This is a genomic window from Hyphomicrobium denitrificans 1NES1 (genome assembly GCF_000230975.2).
Lineage (GTDB): Bacteria > Pseudomonadota > Alphaproteobacteria > Rhizobiales > Hyphomicrobiaceae > Hyphomicrobium_B > Hyphomicrobium_B denitrificans_A.
Map to the genome: position 1 here is coordinate 2,849,843 of NC_021172.1, position 22,469 is coordinate 2,872,311.

Annotated in this window: 20 protein-coding genes; 7 read left to right on the forward strand and 13 right to left on the reverse strand. The window is 59.0% G+C overall.

Features of this window, described 5'->3' with window-relative positions:
- The first annotated feature begins 20 nt into the window (after window positions 1–20).
- A complete protein-coding gene (locus tag HYPDE_RS13650; protein ID WP_015599076.1) occupies window positions 21–3,467 on the forward strand; it encodes an acyl-[ACP]--phospholipid O-acyltransferase in 3,447 nt (1,148 codons plus the stop codon).
- On the opposite strand, the gene HYPDE_RS13655 is transcribed toward HYPDE_RS13650, so the two are convergent.
- Together HYPDE_RS13655 and ggt are read right to left on the reverse strand one after the other, a co-directional pair.
- Window positions 3,420–4,427, reverse strand: a complete 1,008-nt coding sequence (locus HYPDE_RS13655; RefSeq protein WP_144061271.1) for an FAD-dependent oxidoreductase — start codon at window positions 4,425–4,427, stop codon at window positions 3,420–3,422. The two genes, HYPDE_RS13650 and HYPDE_RS13655, sit on opposite strands and share 48 nt — an antisense overlap.
- A gap of 32 nt (window positions 4,428–4,459) precedes the next feature.
- The gene (ggt, locus tag HYPDE_RS13660) at window positions 4,460–6,205 is read right to left on the reverse strand and encodes a gamma-glutamyltransferase (protein WP_041321331.1); all 1,746 of its coding nucleotides are present in this window, start codon (window positions 6,203–6,205) and stop codon (window positions 4,460–4,462) included.
- A gap of 100 nt (window positions 6,206–6,305) precedes the next feature.
- Here ggt and HYPDE_RS13665 point away from each other — a divergent pair, with 100 nt between their 5' ends.
- From HYPDE_RS13665 to hyi, 6 genes are all read left to right on the forward strand, one after another.
- Window positions 6,306–6,752: a cupin domain-containing protein gene (locus tag HYPDE_RS13665; protein WP_015599079.1), complete on the forward strand. Its 447-nt coding sequence runs from the start codon at window positions 6,306–6,308 to the stop codon at window positions 6,750–6,752.
- A gap of 56 nt (window positions 6,753–6,808) precedes the next feature.
- A complete protein-coding gene (locus tag HYPDE_RS13670; protein WP_015599080.1) occupies window positions 6,809–7,255 on the forward strand; it encodes a hypothetical protein in 447 nt (148 codons plus the stop codon).
- Window positions 7,256–7,473: 218 nt separating this feature from the next.
- The gene (locus tag HYPDE_RS13675; RefSeq protein ID WP_015599081.1) at window positions 7,474–7,731 is read left to right on the forward strand and encodes a hypothetical protein; all 258 of its coding nucleotides are present in this window, start codon (window positions 7,474–7,476) and stop codon (window positions 7,729–7,731) included.
- A gap of 496 nt (window positions 7,732–8,227) precedes the next feature.
- Entirely contained in the window at window positions 8,228–9,283 is a 1,056-nt protein-coding gene (locus tag HYPDE_RS13680; protein ID WP_015599082.1) for a L,D-transpeptidase, read from the forward strand.
- 175 nt (window positions 9,284–9,458) lie between these two features.
- Window positions 9,459–10,418: a lipoyl synthase gene (lipA, locus tag HYPDE_RS13685; protein ID WP_015599083.1), complete on the forward strand. Its 960-nt coding sequence runs from the start codon at window positions 9,459–9,461 to the stop codon at window positions 10,416–10,418.
- Between the two features lie 27 nt (window positions 10,419–10,445).
- Complete coding sequence (hyi, locus tag HYPDE_RS13690; RefSeq protein ID WP_015599084.1) at window positions 10,446–11,234, forward strand: hydroxypyruvate isomerase; 789 nt, start codon at window positions 10,446–10,448, stop codon at window positions 11,232–11,234.
- 18 nt (window positions 11,235–11,252) lie between these two features.
- Here hyi and HYPDE_RS13695 read toward each other — a convergent pair whose 3' ends face one another.
- The 11 genes from HYPDE_RS13695 to HYPDE_RS13750 form a co-directional block, all read right to left on the reverse strand.
- Window positions 11,253–12,185, reverse strand: coding sequence for a CysB family HTH-type transcriptional regulator (locus HYPDE_RS13695; RefSeq protein ID WP_015599085.1), 933 nt, complete (start codon window positions 12,183–12,185; stop codon window positions 11,253–11,255).
- The gene (locus HYPDE_RS13700) at window positions 12,182–13,276 is read right to left on the reverse strand and encodes a sulfate/molybdate ABC transporter ATP-binding protein (protein ID WP_015599086.1); all 1,095 of its coding nucleotides are present in this window, start codon (window positions 13,274–13,276) and stop codon (window positions 12,182–12,184) included. Before HYPDE_RS13700 ends, HYPDE_RS13695 begins: the two co-directional genes overlap by 4 nt.
- A complete protein-coding gene (gene cysW / locus HYPDE_RS13705) occupies window positions 13,273–14,166 on the reverse strand; it encodes a sulfate ABC transporter permease subunit CysW (RefSeq protein WP_015599087.1) in 894 nt (297 codons plus the stop codon). Before cysW ends, HYPDE_RS13700 begins: the two co-directional genes overlap by 4 nt.
- Window positions 14,166–15,002, reverse strand: a complete 837-nt coding sequence (gene cysT / locus HYPDE_RS13710) for a sulfate ABC transporter permease subunit CysT (RefSeq protein ID WP_015599088.1) — start codon at window positions 15,000–15,002, stop codon at window positions 14,166–14,168. The genes cysW and cysT overlap by 1 nt, the downstream gene beginning before the upstream one ends.
- A gap of 139 nt (window positions 15,003–15,141) precedes the next feature.
- Window positions 15,142–15,783 carry a helix-turn-helix domain-containing protein gene (locus HYPDE_RS13715; RefSeq protein ID WP_144061272.1) on the reverse strand — a complete coding sequence of 214 codons (642 nt, stop codon included), beginning with the start codon at window positions 15,781–15,783 and terminating at the stop codon, window positions 15,142–15,144.
- 423 nt (window positions 15,784–16,206) lie between these two features.
- Window positions 16,207–17,538, reverse strand: a complete 1,332-nt coding sequence (locus tag HYPDE_RS13725) for a porin (RefSeq protein WP_015599091.1) — start codon at window positions 17,536–17,538, stop codon at window positions 16,207–16,209.
- Window positions 17,539–17,957: 419 nt separating this feature from the next.
- A complete protein-coding gene (locus HYPDE_RS13730) occupies window positions 17,958–19,001 on the reverse strand; it encodes a sulfate ABC transporter substrate-binding protein (protein ID WP_015599092.1) in 1,044 nt (347 codons plus the stop codon).
- Between the two features lie 272 nt (window positions 19,002–19,273).
- On the reverse strand, window positions 19,274–19,843 hold the full coding sequence (locus HYPDE_RS13735) for a DUF3299 domain-containing protein (protein ID WP_041320501.1): 570 nt from the start codon (window positions 19,841–19,843) through the stop codon (window positions 19,274–19,276).
- A gap of 31 nt (window positions 19,844–19,874) precedes the next feature.
- Window positions 19,875–21,131, reverse strand: coding sequence for an ABC transporter permease (locus HYPDE_RS13740; protein ID WP_015599094.1), 1,257 nt, complete (start codon window positions 21,129–21,131; stop codon window positions 19,875–19,877).
- Window positions 21,131–21,889 carry an ABC transporter ATP-binding protein gene (locus HYPDE_RS13745; RefSeq protein ID WP_015599095.1) on the reverse strand — a complete coding sequence of 253 codons (759 nt, stop codon included), beginning with the start codon at window positions 21,887–21,889 and terminating at the stop codon, window positions 21,131–21,133. Before HYPDE_RS13745 ends, HYPDE_RS13740 begins: the two co-directional genes overlap by 1 nt.
- Before the next feature lie 4 nt (window positions 21,890–21,893).
- Complete coding sequence (locus HYPDE_RS13750; RefSeq protein ID WP_015599096.1) at window positions 21,894–22,460, reverse strand: DUF2796 domain-containing protein; 567 nt, start codon at window positions 22,458–22,460, stop codon at window positions 21,894–21,896.
- Between the last annotated feature and the right edge of the window lie 9 nt (window positions 22,461–22,469).

Sequence of the window (22,469 nt, forward strand, 5' to 3'; positions counted from 1 at the left end):
CCGCACCGAGGATGGCCCGGATGTTCACGCAATTGATGTCCTCCCAACGCTTCGCTCCGTTGTTCTGGAGTCAGTTGCTTGCCGCGCTCAACGACAATCTGCTCAAGAATGCGCTGGCGATGCTCGTTGTCTATCGGCTCGCGATGGAGAACGGTCCGGCGATCGGCACGCTGGCGGGCGCGGCGCTCATCCTGCCTTTCTTCCTGTTTTCGGCGCTCGCGGGCCAATATGCCGACAAGTTCGACAAGGCGCAGGTTGCGGCGCGCGTGCGTCTTGCCGAAATTCCCGTCGCGTTTGCGGCTGCGGTGGGATTCCTGCTGCCCTCCGTTCCACTGCTCTTCATTGCGCTGATCCTGTTCGGCACGCTTAGCGCTTTTTTCGGTCCGGTGAAGTACGGGCTGCTGCCGACCCATCTCGAAATCAAAGAGCTTCCCGCCGGCAACGCGCTGATCGAGGGCGCGACGTTTATCGCCATCCTGCTCGGCACGATCGGCGGCAACCTTGCATCCGAAGGAGACAGGGAGATCGGCCTCGTCGCCAGCGCGATTGTGGTGATCTCGATCCTCGGTTGGCTGTGCGCACGACTTATTCCCCCGGCACCCTCTACCGTTCCGGACCTCGTCGTCGATAAGAACATCGTCACGTCGACGAGCACGCTCATCAGAGATCTGCGCAGCGATAGGCGCATCTGGCAAGGCGCGCTCATTACATCATGGTTCTGGTTGGTCGGCGCAGCCGTTCTGGCGCTCTTGCAGAACCTCGTTCCTCACACTCTGAACGGTGCGCCTGCCGTCTACACGCTTGCTCTTTTCACATTTGCCGTCGCGGTCGCCGTCGGCTCGATCGCAGCGGCACGGGCGAGCCGGAACAGGCCAAATCTGGCGCTGGTGCCTATCGGCGCGCTGCTCATGGGCTTGTTCCTCATCGATTTGGCGCTACTGGCATCGCGGATCACACCGGCACCGCAGCCGATCGGAGTTTCCGAGCTGCTCGCTTCGTTCAGCGGCATCCACATGCTGATCGATCTCGCGGGCATAGCGTTTGCGGGAGGTCTTTTCATCGTGCCTTCGTTCGCGTCGGTGCAGGCGTGGTCGCCGGTCGAACGCCGCTCGCGAGTGATTGCCGGCTGCAATGTGCTGTCGGCGGCATTCATGACGCTCATAGGACTGGCGATTGCAGCGCTGCAGTATGAAAAAGTTTCCGTCGCGCTTCTTTATGCCGGTATCGGCGTCGCCAATCTCATCGTCGTTGCACTCGTGCTGCGCGCCTGGGGTGCCGAGGGAGTCAAGGATGTCGGGGTCTTCCTGTTCCGGACTTTTTTCGGCGTCGAAGTCAAAGGACTCGAAAATCTGCCGAAGCCCGGAGAGAAAGCCGTCATCGCGCCCAATCATGTCAGCCTGCTCGATGCGGGACTGATGCACGCTTTGCTTCCCTCGCACGCGATTTTTGCCGTCGATACCGGCATGGCCAATACCTGGTGGGTGAAGCCATTTTTGAAGCTCGCCAAATTCTACGCCATCGATCCGACGCGGCCGCTCGGCATGCGGCACCTCATTCAGGAAGTCAAAGACGGCTCGTCGCTCATCATTTTTCCGGAAGGTCGCCTGACCGTCACCGGCGGCTTGATGAAGGTTTACGACGGAACGGCGATGATCGCGGACAAGGCGGATGCACCGGTCATTCCGGTCCGCATCGACGGTCTTGAGCGCTCGCACTTCGGCTACCTGAGCAAAGCGCAAGCGAAAAAAGCGTGGTTCCCAAAAACGATCGTGACGATCCTGCCGCCGGTCAAATTGAAAGTCGATCCGAACCTGCGCGGCAAGCAGCGGCGACTGGCGGCGGGCGCGGCATTGCAGGATGTGATGACGGACTCCGCCGTTCTGACGACGCCGATCGATCAGACGCTGTTTCAAGCTCTCGTTCAAGCTCGGCAGACGCGCGATACAGGCAAGCCTGCGATCCAGGACCCGCTCGGCACAAAGCTCACATACAAAAAGCTTATCGTCGGCGCGCAGGTTCTCGGCGCGAAGCTCGCACCGATGCTGCCGCCGGTCGGGCAATCGGTCGGCGTCCTTCTTCCGAATTCGGCGGGCGTTGCAGTGACGTTCTTCGCCCTTCAAACCATGGGCCGCGTTCCTGCGATGCTGAACTTCACGGCAGGTGCGGCGAACGTCATCGCAGCCTGCAAGGCGGCGAACGTCACAGTCGTGTTGACGTCGCGAGCGTTTGTCGAGAAGGGGCATTTCGAAGCCCTCGTCGAGGCGATCAGCACCGTCGCGCATATCGTCTATCTCGAAGACGTGCGCGCGACCGTCACGTTTTCCGACAAAATCAAAGGTTTGGCTCGGGGTGGCAAGCCGCAGGTCGAGCGCGACTGCAATGCACCTGCTGCGATCCTTTTTACGTCGGGCTCGGAAGGCTTGCCGAAGGGCGTCGTTCTTTCCCACCGCAATCTGCTTGCCAACTGCGCACAAAGCCTGACGCGCGTCGCGTGCAACGGCAGCGACAAAGTCTTTAACGCGCTGCCTGTTTTTCATTCGTTCGGATTGACCGCGGGCCTCCTGATGCCGCTTGTCGCGGGCGTGCCTGTGTATCTCTATCCGACACCGCTGCATTACCGCATCATTCCCGAGCTCGTTTACGGCTCGAATGCGACGATCCTGTTCGGCACGGACACGTTCCTCTCCGGCTATGCGCGCGTTGCGCACCCTTACGATTTTGCACGCGTGCGCCTCGTGCTCGCCGGAGCCGAAGCGATCAAGGATCGCACGCGACTGCTCTACATGGACCGCTTCGGCGTGCGTATTCTCGAAGGATATGGCGTGACCGAAACTGCGCCCGTTCTTGCCATCAACACGCCGCTCGCCAACAAGGCTGGGACTGTCGGGCGCCTGTCGCCGCTAATGGAGGCGCGACTTGAACCCGTGCCCGGAATCGAGACCGGCGGGCGTCTCTACGTGCGCGGCCCGAACGTCATGCTTGGCTATTATCGCGCGGAAAATCCCGGCGTTCTCGAGCCGCCTTCCAACGGCTGGCATGACACAGGCGACATCGTCGAGATTGATCCGCAGGGATTCATCACGATCAAGGGGCGGGCGAAGCGCTTCGCCAAGATTGCGGGCGAGATAGTATCGCTGTCAGCCGTCGAAGCGTTAGCTGCAGAGCTTTGGCCGAATTTGATCACGGTCGTCGTCGCGCTCCCCGACGCGCGCAAGGGCGAGCGCCTGGCTCTGCTGACGACAGATCCAACGTGCACGCGCGAAGCGTTTGTTCAGTTTGCGCGGCGCAAGGGCGCGACGGAGCTGATGGTTCCTGCCGATATTCTCATCGTCGGCAAGATTCCACTGCTTGGCTCCGGCAAGCCTGACTATGTCGCGGCGCTCGATCTTGCGAAAAAGACGATTGCGGAAAAGCTAGCGTCAAGCGCGGGGGCTGTCGAACAGCGGGCTGTCACGCCGGCCGTCTGACAAAAACCCGCCCACTGCCTGCGCCAGAACAGGCGCGAGAAGGAAACCGTGACGATAGGTGCCATTCACGCGGATCGTCCTGCCTCCATCTTCAACGAGGGCGCGCGGAACGTTGTCGGGAAATGCCGGCCTCACGCCTGCACCCATATCGAGAATCGCCGCTTCTCCGAAAGCCGGGTGGAGCGCGTAGGCTGTACCCAAGAGATCGAGCGCCGACTTCACCGTCATCGGGCTGTCGTCCTCGCGCTCGAGCAGGCTTGCGCCGATGACATAGCGGCCATCGCCTTGCGGCACGATGTAGATTGACTGACGAGGGTGCAACAGCCGCACCGGCCGCGACAGACCGACATCATGCGACTGAATGAGGATGCGCTCGCCGCGAACACCACGAAGCAACGGGAGATCCTGCCGCGCGCCTATTCCGCGGCAGTCGATCGCCACGTCCTCGCCGCTGGGCTTGAAGGGCTGGCCGAATTCGGTCGCGACACCCAACGTGCGCCCCTCACAAAGCAGCCATTCCAGCGCTTCGGTCGCAACGACATGGGCCTCATCGGGAAAGAAAAGACCTCGCTCGAAGCGCCCGGAGAGATCAGGTTCGAGCTTCGCGATGCGATGCGCCGCAACGACCTCATGCCGCTCCGTCATCTGCTCGAACCGTGTCAGGTCTGAGCTGTCACGCGGCGGTGCAACGACGAGCGTGCCGTTGACAATCGTGCCGGGATACGCCTTGTGCCACAGCACGATACTCTCGCGGCCGAGATCACGAACGACAGCGGGCGCGCCTTCAGCTTCACACTCCGGAGCGATCATTGCCGCTGCCAAGCGGCTCGCGCACGCGGCGAAGGGTTCGCTGCTCTGCTCGACAAGGCGAACACGATGGCCCGCGCGCGCGTGCGTATAAGCCTGCCATAGGCCGGTAATGCCAGCGCCGACGACAGCTATCGATAGTTTGCTCAACACGAATCTCCCTCAGTTGCGCGTTTTCTCTAGCATCAATCGCCGAGTGCAACACCCTCGCGCCGCGGATCGGCTCCGCCTTCGAGATGCCCGTCTTTGCGCACGATGCTGTGGATGCCGGACGTCATCGTCGCGTTGGCGATGGCGTGGCCGTAGGATGTCAACTCGAACGCAGGCCAGACGTAATACGGAGAATATTCGATTATGAAAGGACCGCCTTGACTTCCGAAATTCGGCAGTGCGGCGGCCTGCCGCGCATCGAGGCCCCAGTCGAGCATCCCCACGACCGCTTTGACGACATAGAGGATGATCTGCGATCCCCCCGGCGATCCGGTCACGATCTCGGGCGTACCTTGTGAATCAAGCACGATCGTCGGTGCCATCGAGCTGCGCGGGCGCTTGCCTCCCGCAACTGCATTCGCAACGGTTGCACCTTTTTCATCGACCGGGATGAAGGAAAAATCGGTCAGCTCGTTGTTCAGAAGAAAACCGGCTGCCCAGAGATGCGATCCGAACGCGCTCTCGATCGTCGCGGTCATCGACAGAGCATTACCCTCCGCATCTACGATCGAGATCTGCGTCGTGCCCGGAACCTCGTTGGTGAAATCCTTGCCAAACGTTTTCTTGGCGAGTCCCGGCGGCAGCCCGGGCTCAGCCTTGTTCATTGCTTTTTGGGGATCGATCAGCTTTCGCCGCTCCGCGAGATAGACGTCATCCATCAGGCCCGATGGGATGGAAATCTGGTCGGGGTCGGCGATGTAGCGATTGCGGTCGGCGAAGGCGAGTTTTTCGGCTTCGGCGATAATGTGAAGCGCGGGCGCGGTCATCAACGCGGCCGAGCCTTTCACCTCGGGGAACGGCTCGATCAGCTTCAAGACCGTTCCGACGGATATCTCTCCCGATGACGGCGGGCCCATGCCGCAGACTTTTCTTGCGCGATAATCGACACATACCGGGTCGCGCTCCTTCGCGACGTACCCTGAAAGATCGGCCGCCGTCATGTCGCCGGGAATGCTCGAAGCGCCCCGGACGGCCTTTACGATCGCGTCGGCGATCGGGCCGGAGTAAAACGCATCGGCGCCCTTTTCGGCTATCGCTTTCAGCGTCTCTGCGTAGGCAGAATTCGTCAGAATTTCTCCCGTCGCGCGCGGCCTGTCGTTTTCGTCAAAAAAACGAGCACGCGCGCCGGCCGAAAAATTTTCGGCTTTCGTCGCATCGAGCAGAGCCGCGAGTCGGGGCGAGACAGGAAAGCCCTCCTCCGCAAGCTTGATGGCCGGAGCAAAGAGCGCTGCCCACGGTAGCTTGCCAAAGCGCTTATGCACGGCCTCCAAAGTTCGCATCAGGCCGGGAACGCCGACGCTCAGACCTGATCTGACCGCCGTCTCGAAAGCCATCGGCTTGCCGTCCCGCATGAAGCGATCGGGCTTCGCGGCAGCGGGCGCCGTTTCTCTGCCGTCGAAGGTCGAGAGCGACCGCGATTGCGCATCCCAGTACACAAGAAATGCGCCGCCGCCCAAGCCCGAGGACTGGGGTTCCACAAGGCCGAGCACGAGCTCCGTTGCAATGGCGGCATCCGCCGCCGACCCTCCCTGGCGCAAAATCTCGCGTCCGGCTTCGGCGGCGAGCGGCTCGGCAGCGACGATCATCTGGCGCTGCGCGATGACGAGGGACTTCTCCGTCGTACCCGACGCGGCCTCCGGTGCAGGTCGGCTTTCCTGTGCTGCCAAAGTCGACGCGACAGGCAGGAGGCACAAAAAAACGATTACTAATCGGGAAATCATTCGTGCTCCTGGAAGGCCGAGGCGGACACTATTGGCGATGAGCGAGAAAGCAAGCATACCTCATCGTCGAGTTCTTAATGCAAAGTCACGAGAGAGACACATGTCCATTTTGAAAGGCCGCCACCTTCGGCTTGGGATCGTTGCGCTTGGTCTTCTCGCAGCGGGAGCGGCAAGCACCAGGGCCCTCGACGCCACGACGCGAGTCACACAGCTTCTTTCGACCGGCAAAACCGTCATGGACGAACCGATCGTCTACCCGACCAGTGCACCGGCGAGGCTTACGACCGCGATCGTTGAGATGGCACCGGGCGCGGAGACGGGCTGGCACACGCATGGCGTTCCCCTGACCGGTCTCATCCTCGACGGCGAGCTGACAGTCGATTACGGCGCGAAAGGTACGCGCACATACAAAAAGGGAGAGTCGGTCGCCGAAGCGATCAGCATCCCGCACAACGGCAAGAACACTGGCACCGGCGTCATGAGACTCTTCGTCGTCTACATGGGCGCGGAGGGCATCCCGACGTCGATCGCGGCAAAGCAGCCTTGAGAAGGTCATGAGCCTGCGCGGTCGGAACCCTGGAACGGTCGCCTGCGTTGCACCGCATGTCCCGAGTATCCGGCTATCGCATCGCACTTGCCATTGCTTTGTTGAGCACTGCGATCGCATTGGGAGGCGCACTCGCGCATCTGTTCGAGCTTCCAAATAAGATCGCCCTATCTCGCGATGATTATTTCGTTGTTCAAGGGATCTATCGGGGTTGGGACCTGCTGGGATTTGTACTTCTTGTCCAACTTCTGTCGATCGTCACGGTCATCGTATTATCGAAGCCTAAACGAGACGTGCGTCTCCTGAGCGTGATCGCGCTTATTTGTCTGGTCGCTGCCCTTTTCTGGACGTTCACCTATCCCGCAAACGTTGCAACCGATAACTGGACCACAATCCCGGCAAACTGGGAGGCACTACGAAGGAGTTGGGAATATTCTCATGCCGCCGGCGCTATATTTCAGCTGACGAGCATGACGGCGCTCATAGGCGCAGCGATTGCTTGAGGCAGGTCAGGGCGGCGTAATGCCGGATGAGCCGAGCAGCATCGGGTCGGGACACGCCCTAATCAAACGTCGAGTTTACTGGAACTAGTTGCAATTGCAGCACGCATTCCAACTCGTTACCATCGAAGAGCGTCGCACGTTGCGGCGTCTGTTGCGGGGGGTTAAGCGCTCGATTAGGTTCCGGCGCGATATCGTTGCTACATCCTTCGGAGGGGCAAATGCGTTCATTCAAAATTGGCGTTGCGGCTGCGGCCATCGTATGCGCGCTTTCGGTGACGGCAGAAGCGGGCAGCTGCGTGAGAGTCGGCGCCATAGGCGACGGGCTGACGCACGATCTGGCCGTCATCATGTCGACCCATGGATTGGCCAACATCATCGAAGGCAAGGGATTAAAAGCCAAAGGGCCGGTCCACACGACGTGTTCGCCGGGCTCGGTGCTGACCGAGTGCCGCTCCTCGCAGATGGCCTGTAAGTAATCTCAGGGATTCCGAGTTCGCAGATCAAACGCCATCGCACGGTGCGTGCGGTGGCGTTTTCCTTTTTGCTCAACAGGCGAACCAGCGGGGATCCAAGGATACGGCTCATCACCGCCGGTGGGCGCCACGAGCGAAGGCAACGTCCGGCGGAGGCCGAGTTTCTCGGGCTCAGAGGAAACTCAGGATTTAAAGGAACTGTTTACGAACGCCGATTGACGTAAAGTTCTGTTTTTGTTCCAACTTATCTTCCTCGCTGGGTCAAGGCTGCGAGACAAAAAACGAACTCATCGGGTAGCGTCATCAAACGGCAACATACAACGTAGGAAAATTTCGAAAACGCCAACAAACTCAGGGCACAGACGTGATCGTAAACGGACTGTGACTTCCCTGCTCTGCCGGTGAAAACGGGACTGATTTATACCCAGCCTTCACTAATCAAGAACAGGATAACCCCGTTACCCTGCGCGTTGTTTGCTGCCCATTGGAGCATCCCCCGATGACCCTGCACTGCCGTTTGAGTGGAATTGCCCTTGCCGCCCTTATCCTGGCCGGTGGACTGATCACCACGACGTCGGTCCAAGCCGAAGACCTTGTCGATTTTCTCTGGGGCGGTAGCGAAGAGTACGGCGGCGGGCGCAGCGTGGTTTCCTTCGATCCTAAGTACAAACCGAATCAGATTATCGTTTCGTTCTCGGACCGCCGGCTTTATCTGATCACGAAGCCCGGCGAAGCGATCACCTATCCAGTCGCCGTTCCGAAGGGTGACGCCCGCTGGCAGGGCGTGACTTCCGTTTCCAGCAAGCGGGTCAATCCGCCATGGACACCGACGCCTGACATGCTGCGTGAAAATCCGCGCCTTCCGCGTTGGGTACCTGGCGGCCATCCGATGAACCCGCTCGGCATCCGGGCCATGTATCTGGGCTCCAGCGCCTACCGCATTCACGGCACCGACGCACCGTGGACAATCGGCCAGGCGGTTTCGCACGGCTGCATCCGCATGACGAACCAGGACGTGCTTGATCTTTATCCGCGCGTGCCGGTCGGTATGCGCGTGACCGTTACGTGGCAGCACTTCACGACAGGATCGGCCATATCCAATAGCTCCTATCCGCGTTACGGCGACGATCAGGCCGACAAGTCGAGCAGCGGCAGCGGGTACGCACAGAGTTCCTCGCCCAGCCGCACAGGCTACACAAAACCGCAGGGCAGCGTCGGAAGTTTGTTCTCCTGGGGCGATGACGCGCCACCGGTGCGCGCCGAGCGCGTCAGCGTGCGGCCGGAGGAATCCGATGACGCAGTCGATGCAACGGTCGACACTCCGATCGAGGCTCAGCCTGCAAAGAAGAAGACAGCCTCTACGTCATCCTCCGAGACAAAGTCGTCCGAAATAAAGAAAAGGAAGCCCGCAGTTGTCGAGAAGAAATCGGCAACGACATCTTCACCAGCCAAGACGAACGTTGTTCCCGATCCAGTTAAGCCGCGTGAGGGAACTCCGGTCGATCCGACGCCGACCAAGGCATCGATGGTCGAACATCCGGCGAAATCGTCATAACTGCGATTACTGGTCTGAATTCCACGGGCGGCCCAAGGGCCGCCCGTTTTGTTTCGGCTTACCTACTATTCGGGGGGTTGCCCGCCGCGCAGGCACCCGCCATGTCAAAGGTGCACAACCCTCGCGATCGGGTTATGGTTTCGCCATGCCCTCCTGACCTGAGTTGAACAATCCCTTGGTGACGCTTCTCGATACGACAGAACCCAAGCCGCGCCTGCGCCATCCGGAAAAGGCGTCGCGGCCGGATACTCCGCAATTGCCGAAGCCGCCTTGGCTGCGCGTGCGGGCCCCCAGTTCGCCCGGCTTTGCACAGACGCGCAAAATTATGCGCGAGAACGGCCTCAATACCGTCTGTGAAGAGGCGGCCTGCCCGAACATCGGCGAATGCTGGCAGAAGCGGCACGCAACGATGATGATCATGGGCGACGTGTGCACGCGCGCCTGCGCCTTCTGCAACGTCGCGACCGGACGGCCGGGACATCTCGATTCCGATGAGCCGCGGCGCGTCGGCGACGCAGTGGCCTGTCTCGGACTCGAGCACGTCGTCGTAACGTCGGTCGACCGCGACGATCTTGCCGACGGTGGGGCGCACCATTTTGCGGAAACGATCCAGGCGATCCGTTCCTTGTCGCCGCAAACGACGATCGAAGTGCTGACGCCCGATTTCCTGCGCAAGGACGGCGCGCTCGACATCGTCATTGCGGCGCGCCCGGACGTTTTCAATCACAATCTCGAGACGGTACCCGGCCTCTATCCGAAAATCCGCCCCGGTGCACGGTACTTTCATTCGCTCAGGCTGTTGCAGCGTGCGAAAGAGATCGACGCGCGGATGTTCACGAAATCCGGGATCATGGTCGGGCTCGGGGAAACGCGTGAAGCAGTGCTGCAGGTCATGGACGATCTCAGGTCGGCTGATGTCGATTTCCTAACAATCGGCCAATATATGCAGCCGACACGAAAGCATGCCGCCGTTGACCGTTACGTGCCGCCGGACGAATTCGAATCGCTGGCAAGATCAGCCTATGCCAAAGGCTTCCTTCAGGTTTCCGCTTCGCCGCTGACGCGCTCCTCCTACCACGCCGGAGATGATTTCCGTCGTCTTCGCGCGGCTCGCGAGGCGCGCCTCGACACTTAGGCGGACTTTCTCAACGAGAGAAACCCCATGCCTAAGTTCGCGGCCAACCTGTCGATGCTCTTCACCGAGCTTCCCTTTCTCGACCGTTTCGACGCGGCTGCCTCTGCTGGCTTTAAAGGCGTCGAGTTCCTCTTCCCCTATGATTACGACGCGGACGATCTTGCCGCGCGGCTCAAGGCGAACGGCCTTACGCAGGCGCTGTTCAACCTGCCGGCCGGAAACTGGGCTGCCGGAGACCGGGGTATTGCGATCTATCCGAACTTGACCGGAGAATTCCGCGAAAGCGTCGCGCGTGCCGTCAAATATGCGAAGGCTCTGAACTGCACGCAGCTCCACTGTCTCGCGGGAACTGCACCGGCCGGAGCCGATCATCGGGCGATGCGCAAGACCTACGTCGAGAACCTGGCCTTCGCGGCGCGCGCCCTTGCCGACGAAGGCATGACGTTGCTGATCGAGGCGATCAACACGCGCGACATTCCGAATTATTTTCTGAGTTCCACGGCAAAAGCGGTGGACGTCATCGAAAGCGTTGGCGCACCAAATCTGCGCCTGCAGTATGATGTCTATCACATGCAGATCATGGAAGGGGATCTCACGCCGACCATCGACAAATATCTCCCGCACATCGCGCACGTACAGATCGCGGATACGCCGGGGCGGCATGAACCTGGAACGGGGGAAATCAATTTTCCGTTCATCTTCGACCATCTTGACCGCGCAGGCTATAGGGGTTGGGTTGGCTGCGAATACAAACCGCGCGCCTCCACCTATGACAGCCTTGGGTGGTTGCGTTCCTTGAAGGCGCGGTCGGACTGATCGCAATTGATCCTAACATCACACTTCGGCGGATGCTTCGGTGCCGGACCTGACCACTTTTTCGGTAAGATCGGGCGCGCAGAGTTCGATGAACCGGTAGGCGAAGCGGCGCAAGAAGCGCCCTCGGCGCAATGCGATACGTGTCGTCGTCTTCGGAAAAAGATGACTGCTGTCGAGCAGCCGGAGCCCTGCATCCCTCTCCTTGTCGTAAGCCATCGACGCGACGATTCCGATGCCGAGTCCGACCTCGACGTACGTCTTGATGACATCGGCATCAAGCGCGACCATCACGATGTCCGGCGCCAAGCCTGCCTTGGCGAATGTTGCATCGACCCCGGGACGGCCGGTGAAGCCTCCGTGATAGGTGATGATCGGCCACTCGGCGATCCTCTCGATCGTCAACGGCTTGACACTCTCCAACGCATGTCCCTTCGGCACGATGATGCCGTGGTGCCAGGAATAATAAGGAAACGAGACAAGCTCCGGCGTGCTTTCTAAAGCTTCCGTCGCGATGCCGATATCTGCCAAGCCGTCATTCAGCATGGCGGCGATCTCTCGCGGCGATCCTTGCTGGAGCACAAGATGGACGTTCGGAAACTCCTTACGGAAAGCGGCGATCGGACCGGGGAGCGCATAGCGCGCCTGTGTGTGCGTGGTCGCGATGGTGATCTCGCCGCGATCGGATTTTGCGAACTGATCGGCAAGGCGTTTGATATTGGCCGTGTCGAGCAGAATGCGTTCGACGATCTGCGCCAATTCCTTTCCAGGCTCGGTCAATCCTAGAAGTCTTTTGCCACGACGGATGAAGAGCTCGACTCCAAGCTCGTCTTCCAGATCCTTGATGTGCTTCGAGACACCAGATTGCGATGTGTAAAGCGCGTTCGCAACCTCGGTGAGATTGAAATTGCGCCGTAATGTTTCGCGGATGATGCGGAGCTGCTGAAAGTTCACGACGCGGAGATACCGTTCTGTTCTGGGAAAATGCTGAGGCGACGACTTCTGATTTTCACGCGCTGCCCCGTGGCGAGCCCAAGCGAAGCTGCCTCGACGCCCGGAATTTCAACCTCGAAGAAGTCTTTACGACCCTTACGGGCATCGCCGTTTGCCACCAATTCTACACGCGCGACGGCGCCCGTGCCAAGAATCCGATGGACGCTTGCCGTGATGCCGTCATCGAAAGAGACATCCGGTACGATTTCGGTTTCATGCGGCCTGACGAATGCCACGACCTGCTGTCCGTCCTCAAAATGTCCGGCATGATGCCGGAGGCGCTCATTTCCGACGCGCACATAGTCCCCCTCGATGCGGCCTCTGAATTCGTTAACCGCGCCCATGAACCCGTAAGCGAACGCCGTCGCCGGTCGCTCGTAAATCTCTTTCGGCGGCCCGATCTGCTCGACGCGCCCCTTGTTGATGAGGACGATCCGGTCGGAGACCTCGAGCGCTTCTTCCTGGTCATGGGTAACGAAGATCGATGAGATATGAAGCTCGTCGTGCAGCGTCCTGAGCCAGCGCCGAAGCTCTTTTCGCACTTTCGCATCGAGTGCGCCGAACGGCTCATCAAGCAGAAGCATGCGCGGTTCGACGGCAAGCGCGCGGGCGAGCGCAATACGTTGGCGTTGACCGCCTGAGAGCTGCGACGGAAACCGGTTCGCGACCCACGACAGTTGCACAAGTTCCAGAAGCTGCCCGACCTTGGTGCGGATGTCTTTCTCGCTCGGGCGCTCACGATGCGGGCGGACGCGCAGTCCGAATGCGATATTCTCGAACACCGTCAGATGCCGGAACAGCGCATAGTGCTGAAACACAAATCCAACATGTCGCTGGCGGACGTCCTTGGTCGTCGCGTCATCGCCGTCGAGGACGATGCGGCCGCTGTCGGCATGTTCGAGTCCGGCAATCACGCGCAGCAAAGTCGTCTTGCCGCATCCCGACGGACCGAGTAGCGCGACCAGCTCACCATCGGGGAAATTGAGTGAGACGTTATCGAGCGCATTGAACGGGCCGAACGTTTTGTTGATGTTGCGAACCTCGATGCTCATTGGTCTTGCCCTTCCGCAAGGAGTCTGCCCGCGCGCCACTCGACGTAGGTCTTCAGCGCAAGCGTCACGAGCGCCAATAGAGCGAGGAGCGAAGCAACCGCGAATGCAGCCGCGAATTGGTATTCGTTGTAAAGAATCTCGACGTAGAGCGGCATCGTGTTCGTCTCGCCGCGGATATGCCCCGATACGACCGACACAGCGCCAAATTCGCCCATCGCGCGCGCGTTGCAGAGAATAACGCCGTAAAGAAGCGCCCATTTGATATTCGGGATCGTGACGCGAAAGAATGTCTGAAACCCAGACGCGCCAAGAGAGATGGCCGCTTCCTCTTCTTCGCGCCCTTGCGCTTGCATCAATGGGATGAGCTCGCGCGCGATAAAGGGAAACGTGACGAAGATCGTCGCAAGGACGATAGCGGGGACGGCGAAAATAATCTTGATATCGTGCGCGCCGAGCCAAGGACCGAGCCATCCTTGCCGCCCGAACACGAGAACGTAAATCAGGCCAGCGACAACAGGTGAAACGGAAAACGGCAGATCGATAAGCGTAATCAGCAAGTCTTTTCCGCGAAATTCGAACTTCGCGATTGCCCACGCCGCCGCCAAGCCAAAGATCAGGTTCAACGGAACCGAGATGACGGCCGCCAGCAACGTCAATTGAATTGCCGACAGCGCGCCAGGCTCGACGAGTGCATAAAAATAGGTTTCCGCACCTTTGCGAAACGCTTCAACGAAGACAGCGATGAGCGGAAGCAGGAGGAAGACGACGAAGTACGTCAGTCCGAGACCGAGGACGATGATCTTGACCCACCCGGAATCCCGTGTTGCAGGGTTGGTCTCGAATCTACCTGCGCCGTGCATGCGCGTATCGAACGTTGCGGCGACGGGCATCAGACTGCCCTTCCAAAGCGGCGGGCATTCCAAGCCTGCAACGCGTTCATAATGAGAAGCATGATGAAGGAGATGACGAGCATCACGGCTGCGATTGCGGTCGCGCCGCGATAGTCGAACTGCTCGAGTTTCGTGATGATGATCAGCGGCGTGATTTCCGAAACCATCGGAATGTTACCGGCGATAAAGATCACCGATCCGTATTCTCCGACGGCGCGCGCAAATGCGAGTGCAAACCCCGTCAACAACGCGGGCAATAGCGTCGGGAAGACAACGCGCTGGAACGATTGCCAGCGGTTTGCGCCAAGGCTCGCCGCGACTTCCTCAAACTCGGCTTCAAGATCTTCGAGCACCGGCTGCACCGTCCGGACAACGAACGGCAAACCGATGAAAATCAAGGCGACGAGCACACCCGCCGGCCCGAAAGCGATCTTGATGCCGAGCGGATCCAGAAGGCTGCCGATCCAGCCGTTCTTCGCATAGATCGCGGTCAGCGCGATGCCGGCGACAGCCGTCGGCAATGCGAAAGGCAAATCGATCAGAGCATCGACGAGCTTTCGGCCGGGAAATGTATAACGTGTAAGACCCCACGCGAGCAGCAGACCGAAGACGGAATTGATACAGGCGGCGAGAAGCGACGCACCAAATGTCAGCTGGTAGGACGCCACGACTCGCGGCGCCGTCACAGCGTTCCAGAATTCCCCCGACGTCATTGCCGACGACTTCAGAAAGACGGCCGACAACGGAATGAGAACGATCAGCGAGAGGTAAACGAGCGTAAATCCGAGCGACAGCCCGAATCCCGGCAAAACTCTCTTGTTCACGCCCCCGCTCATCGTTCCGAGCCTCGGAATTTTCCATTAAAGCGAATGTTCTGCAAACTATGCGAGAGGCGCGCATCTTCGAACGAAGAAGACTTGCTAATCATATTCTCCTGCATGGAATGCGATGAAATCGGGCCGCCGAAACGCGTCTTCAGAAGCCGCGCGGGTGGGATCTGCCGCGATCAACGGAGGCGACGACAAGAAATGCCTTGGCGTCTTTGTCACCAGAATTGTGAAGCGTGTGCGGAGAATCGGCGTTGAACACAATTGAATCACCTTCGGAAAGGTGTGCCGGAGAATCTTCCGCGATCGTCACTTCGATTTCACCGGCCAAGACGACGAGCGCCTTCTTCACTCCCGGCTCGTACGCCGCGACATCCTCGCGATGACGGGCGATGATCGTCACTTCATAAATCTCGATGCTCTGCGGGTCGTCCCACGGAAATAATGCGCGACACGTGAAGCCGCCATTGCTCCAGGCTAGAACAGTGGCCCGGTCGCGGGGAACGACGGCGGTGCCGCCCGAAGCTGGATTCGAGATGAGGCTTGGCACCGAAACTTTTAAGGCTTCGGCGATACGGCCCAGAAGATTGATCGTCGGCGCGCTTTTCCCGGTCTCGATCTGACCGAGCATTGCCCGGCTAACGCCCGATTTGGCCGCCAATTGTTCGAGGGAAAGACCGCTCTTGCGGCGGAGGTGTCGGAGGTTCGCTCCGACGATGATCGACAGCTTGGTTGTGGCGCTCCCGGCGTGTTGTGGATCAGCGTTGACCTGCTTTCCGATCATCCCCATCACGCGCCGCCTTTCTCCTCGTCGATCCTCTGCAAGCACGGATAACCGGCCAAGCATATCGGCGGAACGAAGAAAAATTGCTGAGCTTATGCGACGGTGCCCTCGTGGCAGTCGGTGCAACGGGCTGCGGATGCTGAAAAAAACGGAAAGACAGATCGTGGAGCTTGAATTCCCGTCTTCCGTTTCAATTACTTATTCGTCGAACCTGAGTCGGAATGCGGTCCGCGGCCTACGGAATCGGAAATTTGCTCGCTTATGACATTCCGAACAGTGGAAATAGCTCAGTGGCTATTTTTCATGCCGCAATGATCCGCGGCCGCATATCCTATTTGGAAGGCGATTTCCGCGAAGAAAAAAGGGCGGCTGATCGAGCCGCCCTTCTTGCAGAAGATCTGACGGGAGCGTCAGATTAAATTTGGTGGTTCAGAAGTTTACCTTCGCACCGGCGATGACCTGCTCCAGACTATCGAGTTTCGTGCTCACCGTATCGTCGCCAACCAACACATTACCGTCGGCATGCTGGTAAACGAGATGGAGCATCGTCTCCGCGTTATCGAGGTATTGTGCCAGACCGCCGGAGATATAGTTGATGTCGGAATGCTGGGTGCGCAACGTCCCGTTCGTTACATTCGAACCTGGCGTGTCGTGGCGATAGTTGGCGAAGATGTTGGTTTTGCCGAGCGACAGCCACTTGTGCTCAACGCCGCCTTGTACAAACCAAGTCTCGTCGGTCTTATCGACGAGCGCTGGATTTCCGAGGGTAACGTCGGCTGCACGCGTGTTGTCGATCTGCTGACCGAACCCCGAGAAGACGAACAAGCCTGTCGGCTTATGCTGGATAAATCCAGACACGCCCCACCAGTCGCAATCGGCTCGGAAGCCGGTCGGACCAGTGTGGCAAAGATTGTTTTTCTCGTCGGTCGAGTGTCCGTACCCCGCACGGGCATTCACGTCGAAATCACCGAAGCCGCCTTTATAAATAAGGGCGGTGTCCCAGATGTCATCCTCACCCCACGAGGCTGTATAGGTAAAGCCGGCGATCGTCGGTGAGTCATATCGTACGATGTTTCGGCGGCCGTTGTCGCCCGGCGTCGAGTTGTTGAACCCGCGCGCGACGTCTGACCATTTCAGATTGTTGGTGCTGCCAGGGGCGGGGACAAAGCTTCCTCCCGACCGGATAAAGAAGCTTGCCTGGTAGTCCGGCGGGCCCTCTCCGTCGAAGAAGTTTCGTGTCATCGTCGTGTCGGCATCGTCGAGGAGGTGGTAGGTGGATGTCCCGTCTTGACCGACGAGCACCCTGCCTAGATTTTTGTTCATCAGAAACCAGCTGCTTTTGCGAACTGAGATACTGTTCGGGCTCGAACCATCGGGAGTGTTTTGGTCCCACTTGCCGCCGTTGCCACCGAAAACGCCAAGCTCGAGAACATAGCCCGCGGACCAATCTTTATCGATCTTGGCTTCGCCGACGAACCGAACGCGCGACTGCTCAACGGGATTCGTGCCGACGTAAGCATTGCGCTCGGTGCCATCATCCCAAAAAGCGACCTCTTCGCTTACCCAGCCAGACACCGTCAAACTGACCTTGCGGTTGCCTTTGCGCGCCGTCGTCGCCTCGAGTTCGGCGACTCGCTCTTCGAGATCAGCGCAGCAATTCCCCCCGAGATCGGCGGCGGCTGCAGATAGAGAACTGCCCCCGATCAGCATACCCGCCGCACCAAGTTGCAGCAAAAACCGCAGCCCCGAACTCTGTTTCATTATGAAATATTCCCATCCTTTATATTGGTCACTTTGTTGGAGGTTTATTTTTTGTTTTTTATTCCCGATTTGATTCATCCACTTTTTGTATTTTCCTATTCAAGTCAATTACCGGATCAGGTGCGTATTTCTTTTCTGCTATATTGCTGTCTCCATCTTGCATCATAGTTGTCGCAATCCAGCTCGCGATGTGCGCCGAAACAAGGGATATGCCTCTTGATGAATCGATAGAGGAAACGCAATTTCACGCATTGGTGCGGAGGGCGTTTGCGGCGCCCATTGACGACCGTGAAGCCGGTGCGCGCGAGACAGTCTGAACGCCGCGATTCTCTCCGCATCCCAGTTTCATGCCCGGACGATTGGAGGAGTTCCTGCTTTACGACGAGGCAGCGCACGAATTCCCGATGGCTGGTTACAGATCAGCTTTTATTGCCCGGCGTATAGATTTGATCGAAGACGCCGCCGTCCGCAAAATGGGTGGCTTGAGCCTTCGTCCAGCCGCCGAACACATCGTCAATCGTGAAGGTTTTAACCGGACCAAATTGGCTTGCGTACTTCTCGGCGATCTTCGGGTCGCGCGGACGATAGAAATTCTGCGCCGCAATCTCCTGGCCTTCAGGACTATAGAGATGCTTCAGATATTCCTCGGCAACCGTGCGCGTGCCGCGCTTGTCAACGACGTTATCGACGACGGCAACGTTAGGTTCGGCGAGAATTGAAACGGACGGCGTCACGATCTCGAATTTATCGGGGCCGAATTCCTTGAGCGACAAATATGCCTCATTTTCCCAGGCAATCAGCACGTCGCCGATGCCGCGCTCGACAAACGTCGTCGTCGAACCGCGTGCGCCGGAATCAAGCACCTTGGTGTGCTTATAGAGGTCGGTGACGAACTGTTTCGCCTTATCGTCACTGCCGCCCGGTTGCTTCAGTGCATATCCCCAGGCTGCAAGGTAATTCCAACGGGCGCCGCCCGATGTCTTGGGGTTGGGCGTGACGATCTCAACGCCGTTCTTAACGAGATCTGGCCAATCCTTGATCCCCTTCGGATTGCCTTTGCGCACAAGGAACACGATCGTCGACGTATAAGGTGCCGAGTTTTCAGGAAACTTCTTAATCCAGTCGGCTTTGACGAGGCCGCCGTTCTCGTGAATCGCGTCAACGTCAGCGGCGAGCGCCAGCGTCACGACATCGGCTTCGAGCCCGTCGATCACCGCGCGCGCCTGTTTGCCGGAGCCTCCATGCGACTGCTTGACGGTGATGTTGTCGCCCGTTTTCTCCTTCCAGTATTTCTCAAACGCCTTATCGTACGCCGCATACAGCTCGCGGGTCGGATCGTAGGATACGTTGAGGAGCGTAATGTCTTTTGCAACTGCGGATGGCGTCTGGCCAGCAAGCCCGGCGATGCCGAGGCCGAATGCAGCAACGATCGCCGATCTGCGCGTTAGGGCCGTGAAGGGCATGTCAACCTCTCAAGTTGGTGTTAACCTGAGCGTGACCCTATTGGCCGACCTGGCATCTGCGAACGAAGAAGAATTGCTGAGCTTATTAGAGTCTTCGTTGCCCGCAATGAAATTACGGTCCGTTCGTATCCGTTAAAATCGCAATCTACGTTCAACCCTCAGAAATGCGATTTTGAACTCATCGACACGGCCGATCCAAAATAATGGACGTTGACTTTTCATTGAAAAGCGCAGGGTGCGGGTCCGACCCGATCCCCAACACCTTTTCAATGTCATTTCTTACGCGGTTCAACGCTGTCGGCTGTGATCGTGTAGCCCGCATCCGCAAGGCCAGTGAATGCGACGGTCGTATTGATCTTACCCGTCACTGTGACGGGATCGAATTGGCCGCCGACCTCAAAGCCCTTGTCCGTTTTCACGTAAATGATCTGGTTCGCCGGGGGCGGCGGCACGTGTATGCACGCACCGACAAATGGCACCAGAAGGAATTCCTTCACGGTCGTCGCGTCGAAATCGAGCGGCACGACGTAGCCGCCAATCGACACGTTCTGGCCGTCCAGTTCGGGGACGACGGCAGGGGGGCGATCGCTACCGGGCTGGCGGCGCTTGACCGACATGAACTTGCCTTCCGGCAGCGCCGGCGGTGGCGGACTGCCATCCGGCACCGGCGTCGAGCCACCGAAGAATGTCTTTCCTCGCAGCGGTTCCACCGGCATGGTTTTCGGCACAAGATCAGCCCATTTGAGCTGCCGTGGCACATCTGCCGCGAATGCCGACGCTGCTCCTGCAATCGCCGAAAGCAAAAGCGCTCCTCGCAACCAACTTCTATATCCCGCCATCATGTCCGCATCCTCTCACAGCGGTTCCGTCTCATCACGTTCTGACCATCATGCCGTCGGCGAGCGACAGCCGGTAAGCTCTGAGCGCCGGCAACAAACCGGCGACAAATCCGGCCAGAACGATCAGCGCGAGCTTTACCCATTCATCGGTCCGCGGCGGATCAATCGCGAGGCTCAATCCGTATGCGTGGTCGATATATGGCCGCGCAAAATAGAGGCCTACATAAAGCCCGATTGTACCGAGAACGACGCCCGCAAGCGTCAGGAGTCCGCCTTCCGCGGCAAGCAGACCGAGCACCGTTGCCGGAGTCGCGCCGACGGATCGCAGGATTGCCATCTCTCGCCGGCGCTCGTTCAGCGTCGTCAGGATCATCGTCACCATGCCGAGAAGCGCAGTCACCACGACCATCGCCGATACAGCCGAAAGTGCCGTTTCCGCCGTGCCGATCAGGCCCCAAAGCTCCTGCAGAGCGACACCCGGCATAATCGCGGAAAGCGGCTCTTCCTCGTAGTTATTGATGGCACGCTGAATTTTGAACGTCGCGAGCTTTGACTTGAGCCCGACCATCGCTGCGGTGATGGCTCTCGGCCTCAAATCCATCTTGCGCACTTCGTCGGGAGACACGCTTTGACCGGGAACCGGCACACCGTTCTGCCAGTCGATATGAATGGCTTCGATCGCTTCGAGGCTTACATGCACCGTGCGATCGATCGCCGTTCCCGTCTTGGCAAGGATGCCCGCGACGCGAAATGGCTTGTCCTCATGCTCGATGAACGAGATATCTCCAACACCGTGCGCAATAATGATCTTGTCGCCGACCTTATAGTGAAGCGTCTCGGCGACGTCCGAACCGATCACGGCATCAAACAAATCCTTGAAAGGTCCGCCGGCCGCAAACGTCATGCTTTGGCCGTGGCGAAACTTGTAGTGCGTGAAATAATCAGTGTTCGTTCCGAGCACGCGGAACCCGTGGTGACTGTCGCCAAGCGACAGCGGGACAATCCATAAGACTTCGGGCAGCTTGGCAATGTCCTCATAACTTTTCCACGTCACGTTGTTGGTTGCGTTGCCGATGCGAAAAACGGAATAGAGGAGCAGGTTCAGGCTGCCGCTGCGCGCGCCGACGATCAGATCGGTGCCGGATATCGTATCGGCGAAACTCTGTTTGGCGCCGGTGCGAACCTTTTCGACGCCGAGCAACAGCATGACACTGACGGCGATGGCAAGAACCGTCAGCAGCGCCGTTACCCAGCGATTGAGAAGCGACTGAAGTGCAAGGCGAACGATCATCACGATAACGCCCCCCGCGTTGCGGCGGCGATTTCATCGAGCCGCACGACGCGGTCAAAGTAGCGGGCGAGGCTTTCATCGTGGCTGACCATGATGACGCTCGCACCTGCCGAAGTGCTTTGTGCGAACAGTAAATTCAAGAATGCCCCTTCGGTGTTCCGATCGAGAGCGGATGTCGGCTCGTCCGCAACGATAATCTGCGGAGAGCCGATCAAGGCGCGTGCCGCCGCGACGCGCTGCTGTTGACCGACGCTCAGATTTGCGGTCCTCGCCGTGGCGATCACGGCCTTGTCGATCCCGAGCTTGGCGAGAAGCCTGGCGGCCACGTCGTCCAGCGCACCTTCAGCGCGGGCGCGATCACGCCGCGTGCGCGAGAAGTGCAACGGAAGAAGCACATTATCGATCTGCGTCCCATAGGGAAGCAGGTTGAACATCTGGAAGATGATGCCGAAGTGCTCTACGCGAAAGCGATCGCGCGCGGCCCCGCTCAATTGTGCCATATCCGTTCCGAGCACGTCGATCTCACCCTTGTCGGGGACGACAATTCCGGCGAGCAGACTGAGGAACGTGCTTTTCCCGCTTCCAGAGGGGCCAAGCAGCAGGAGCTTTTCGCCACGCGCCAATGTGAAATCTGCAATCGCGAGCGTGAAAGGCGACGAGCCCGGCCACGTATACTCGACGTTCGCGAACGAGACAGCATCGGGAGAGCCGACGCTCTCCCCCTGCCGTCCGACCTCTGCGGTCAGAAGATCGGTCATCGCTTTACATCACACCAGCGAGATCGAGCGTCGGCTTGGCGCGTGTCATCTGCGCCTGCGTCTGCCCTTTCGACGTGGTGACATTCACATTCAAAAGCTGAGCACCCGCGAAATTCGTGAAGTACACCGTCTCCATGCCTGTGACGCTTTCGGGTGCGTCGCACGTGATCGTATACGTCGCGTGGAACTCGGAGTGTTGGGGCGCGCCGGGTTTATCGTCATCGTCGTCGTCCTTATCGCCCGGATGATGCGTTTCCTTGCGACTCTCGACGTTAGCCGCGTCCGCCTTGCAATTTGCGGCCGCCGGCAATTTGAAGACGCTCAAAACGTCGGTCAGCTTTGCCTTGGCTTTCTCGACCGCTTCTTTCTGTGCGTCAGTCGTCGCAATATGTTCGAAGCCGACGATGTCCATGCCGGGTGCGACAAGTTCCATCGAGATTTTCTTGCCTTCTATGGCGATGTCGAGCGTGCCCTGCCCGTGAACATGTGGGCCGAGTTGTCTGTGCTGAGCCTCATCGGCTGCAGCGGGCGAAACGAGAACAAAGATTGCGGCCGCGAGGCCTGTGAACATCTTCACCGT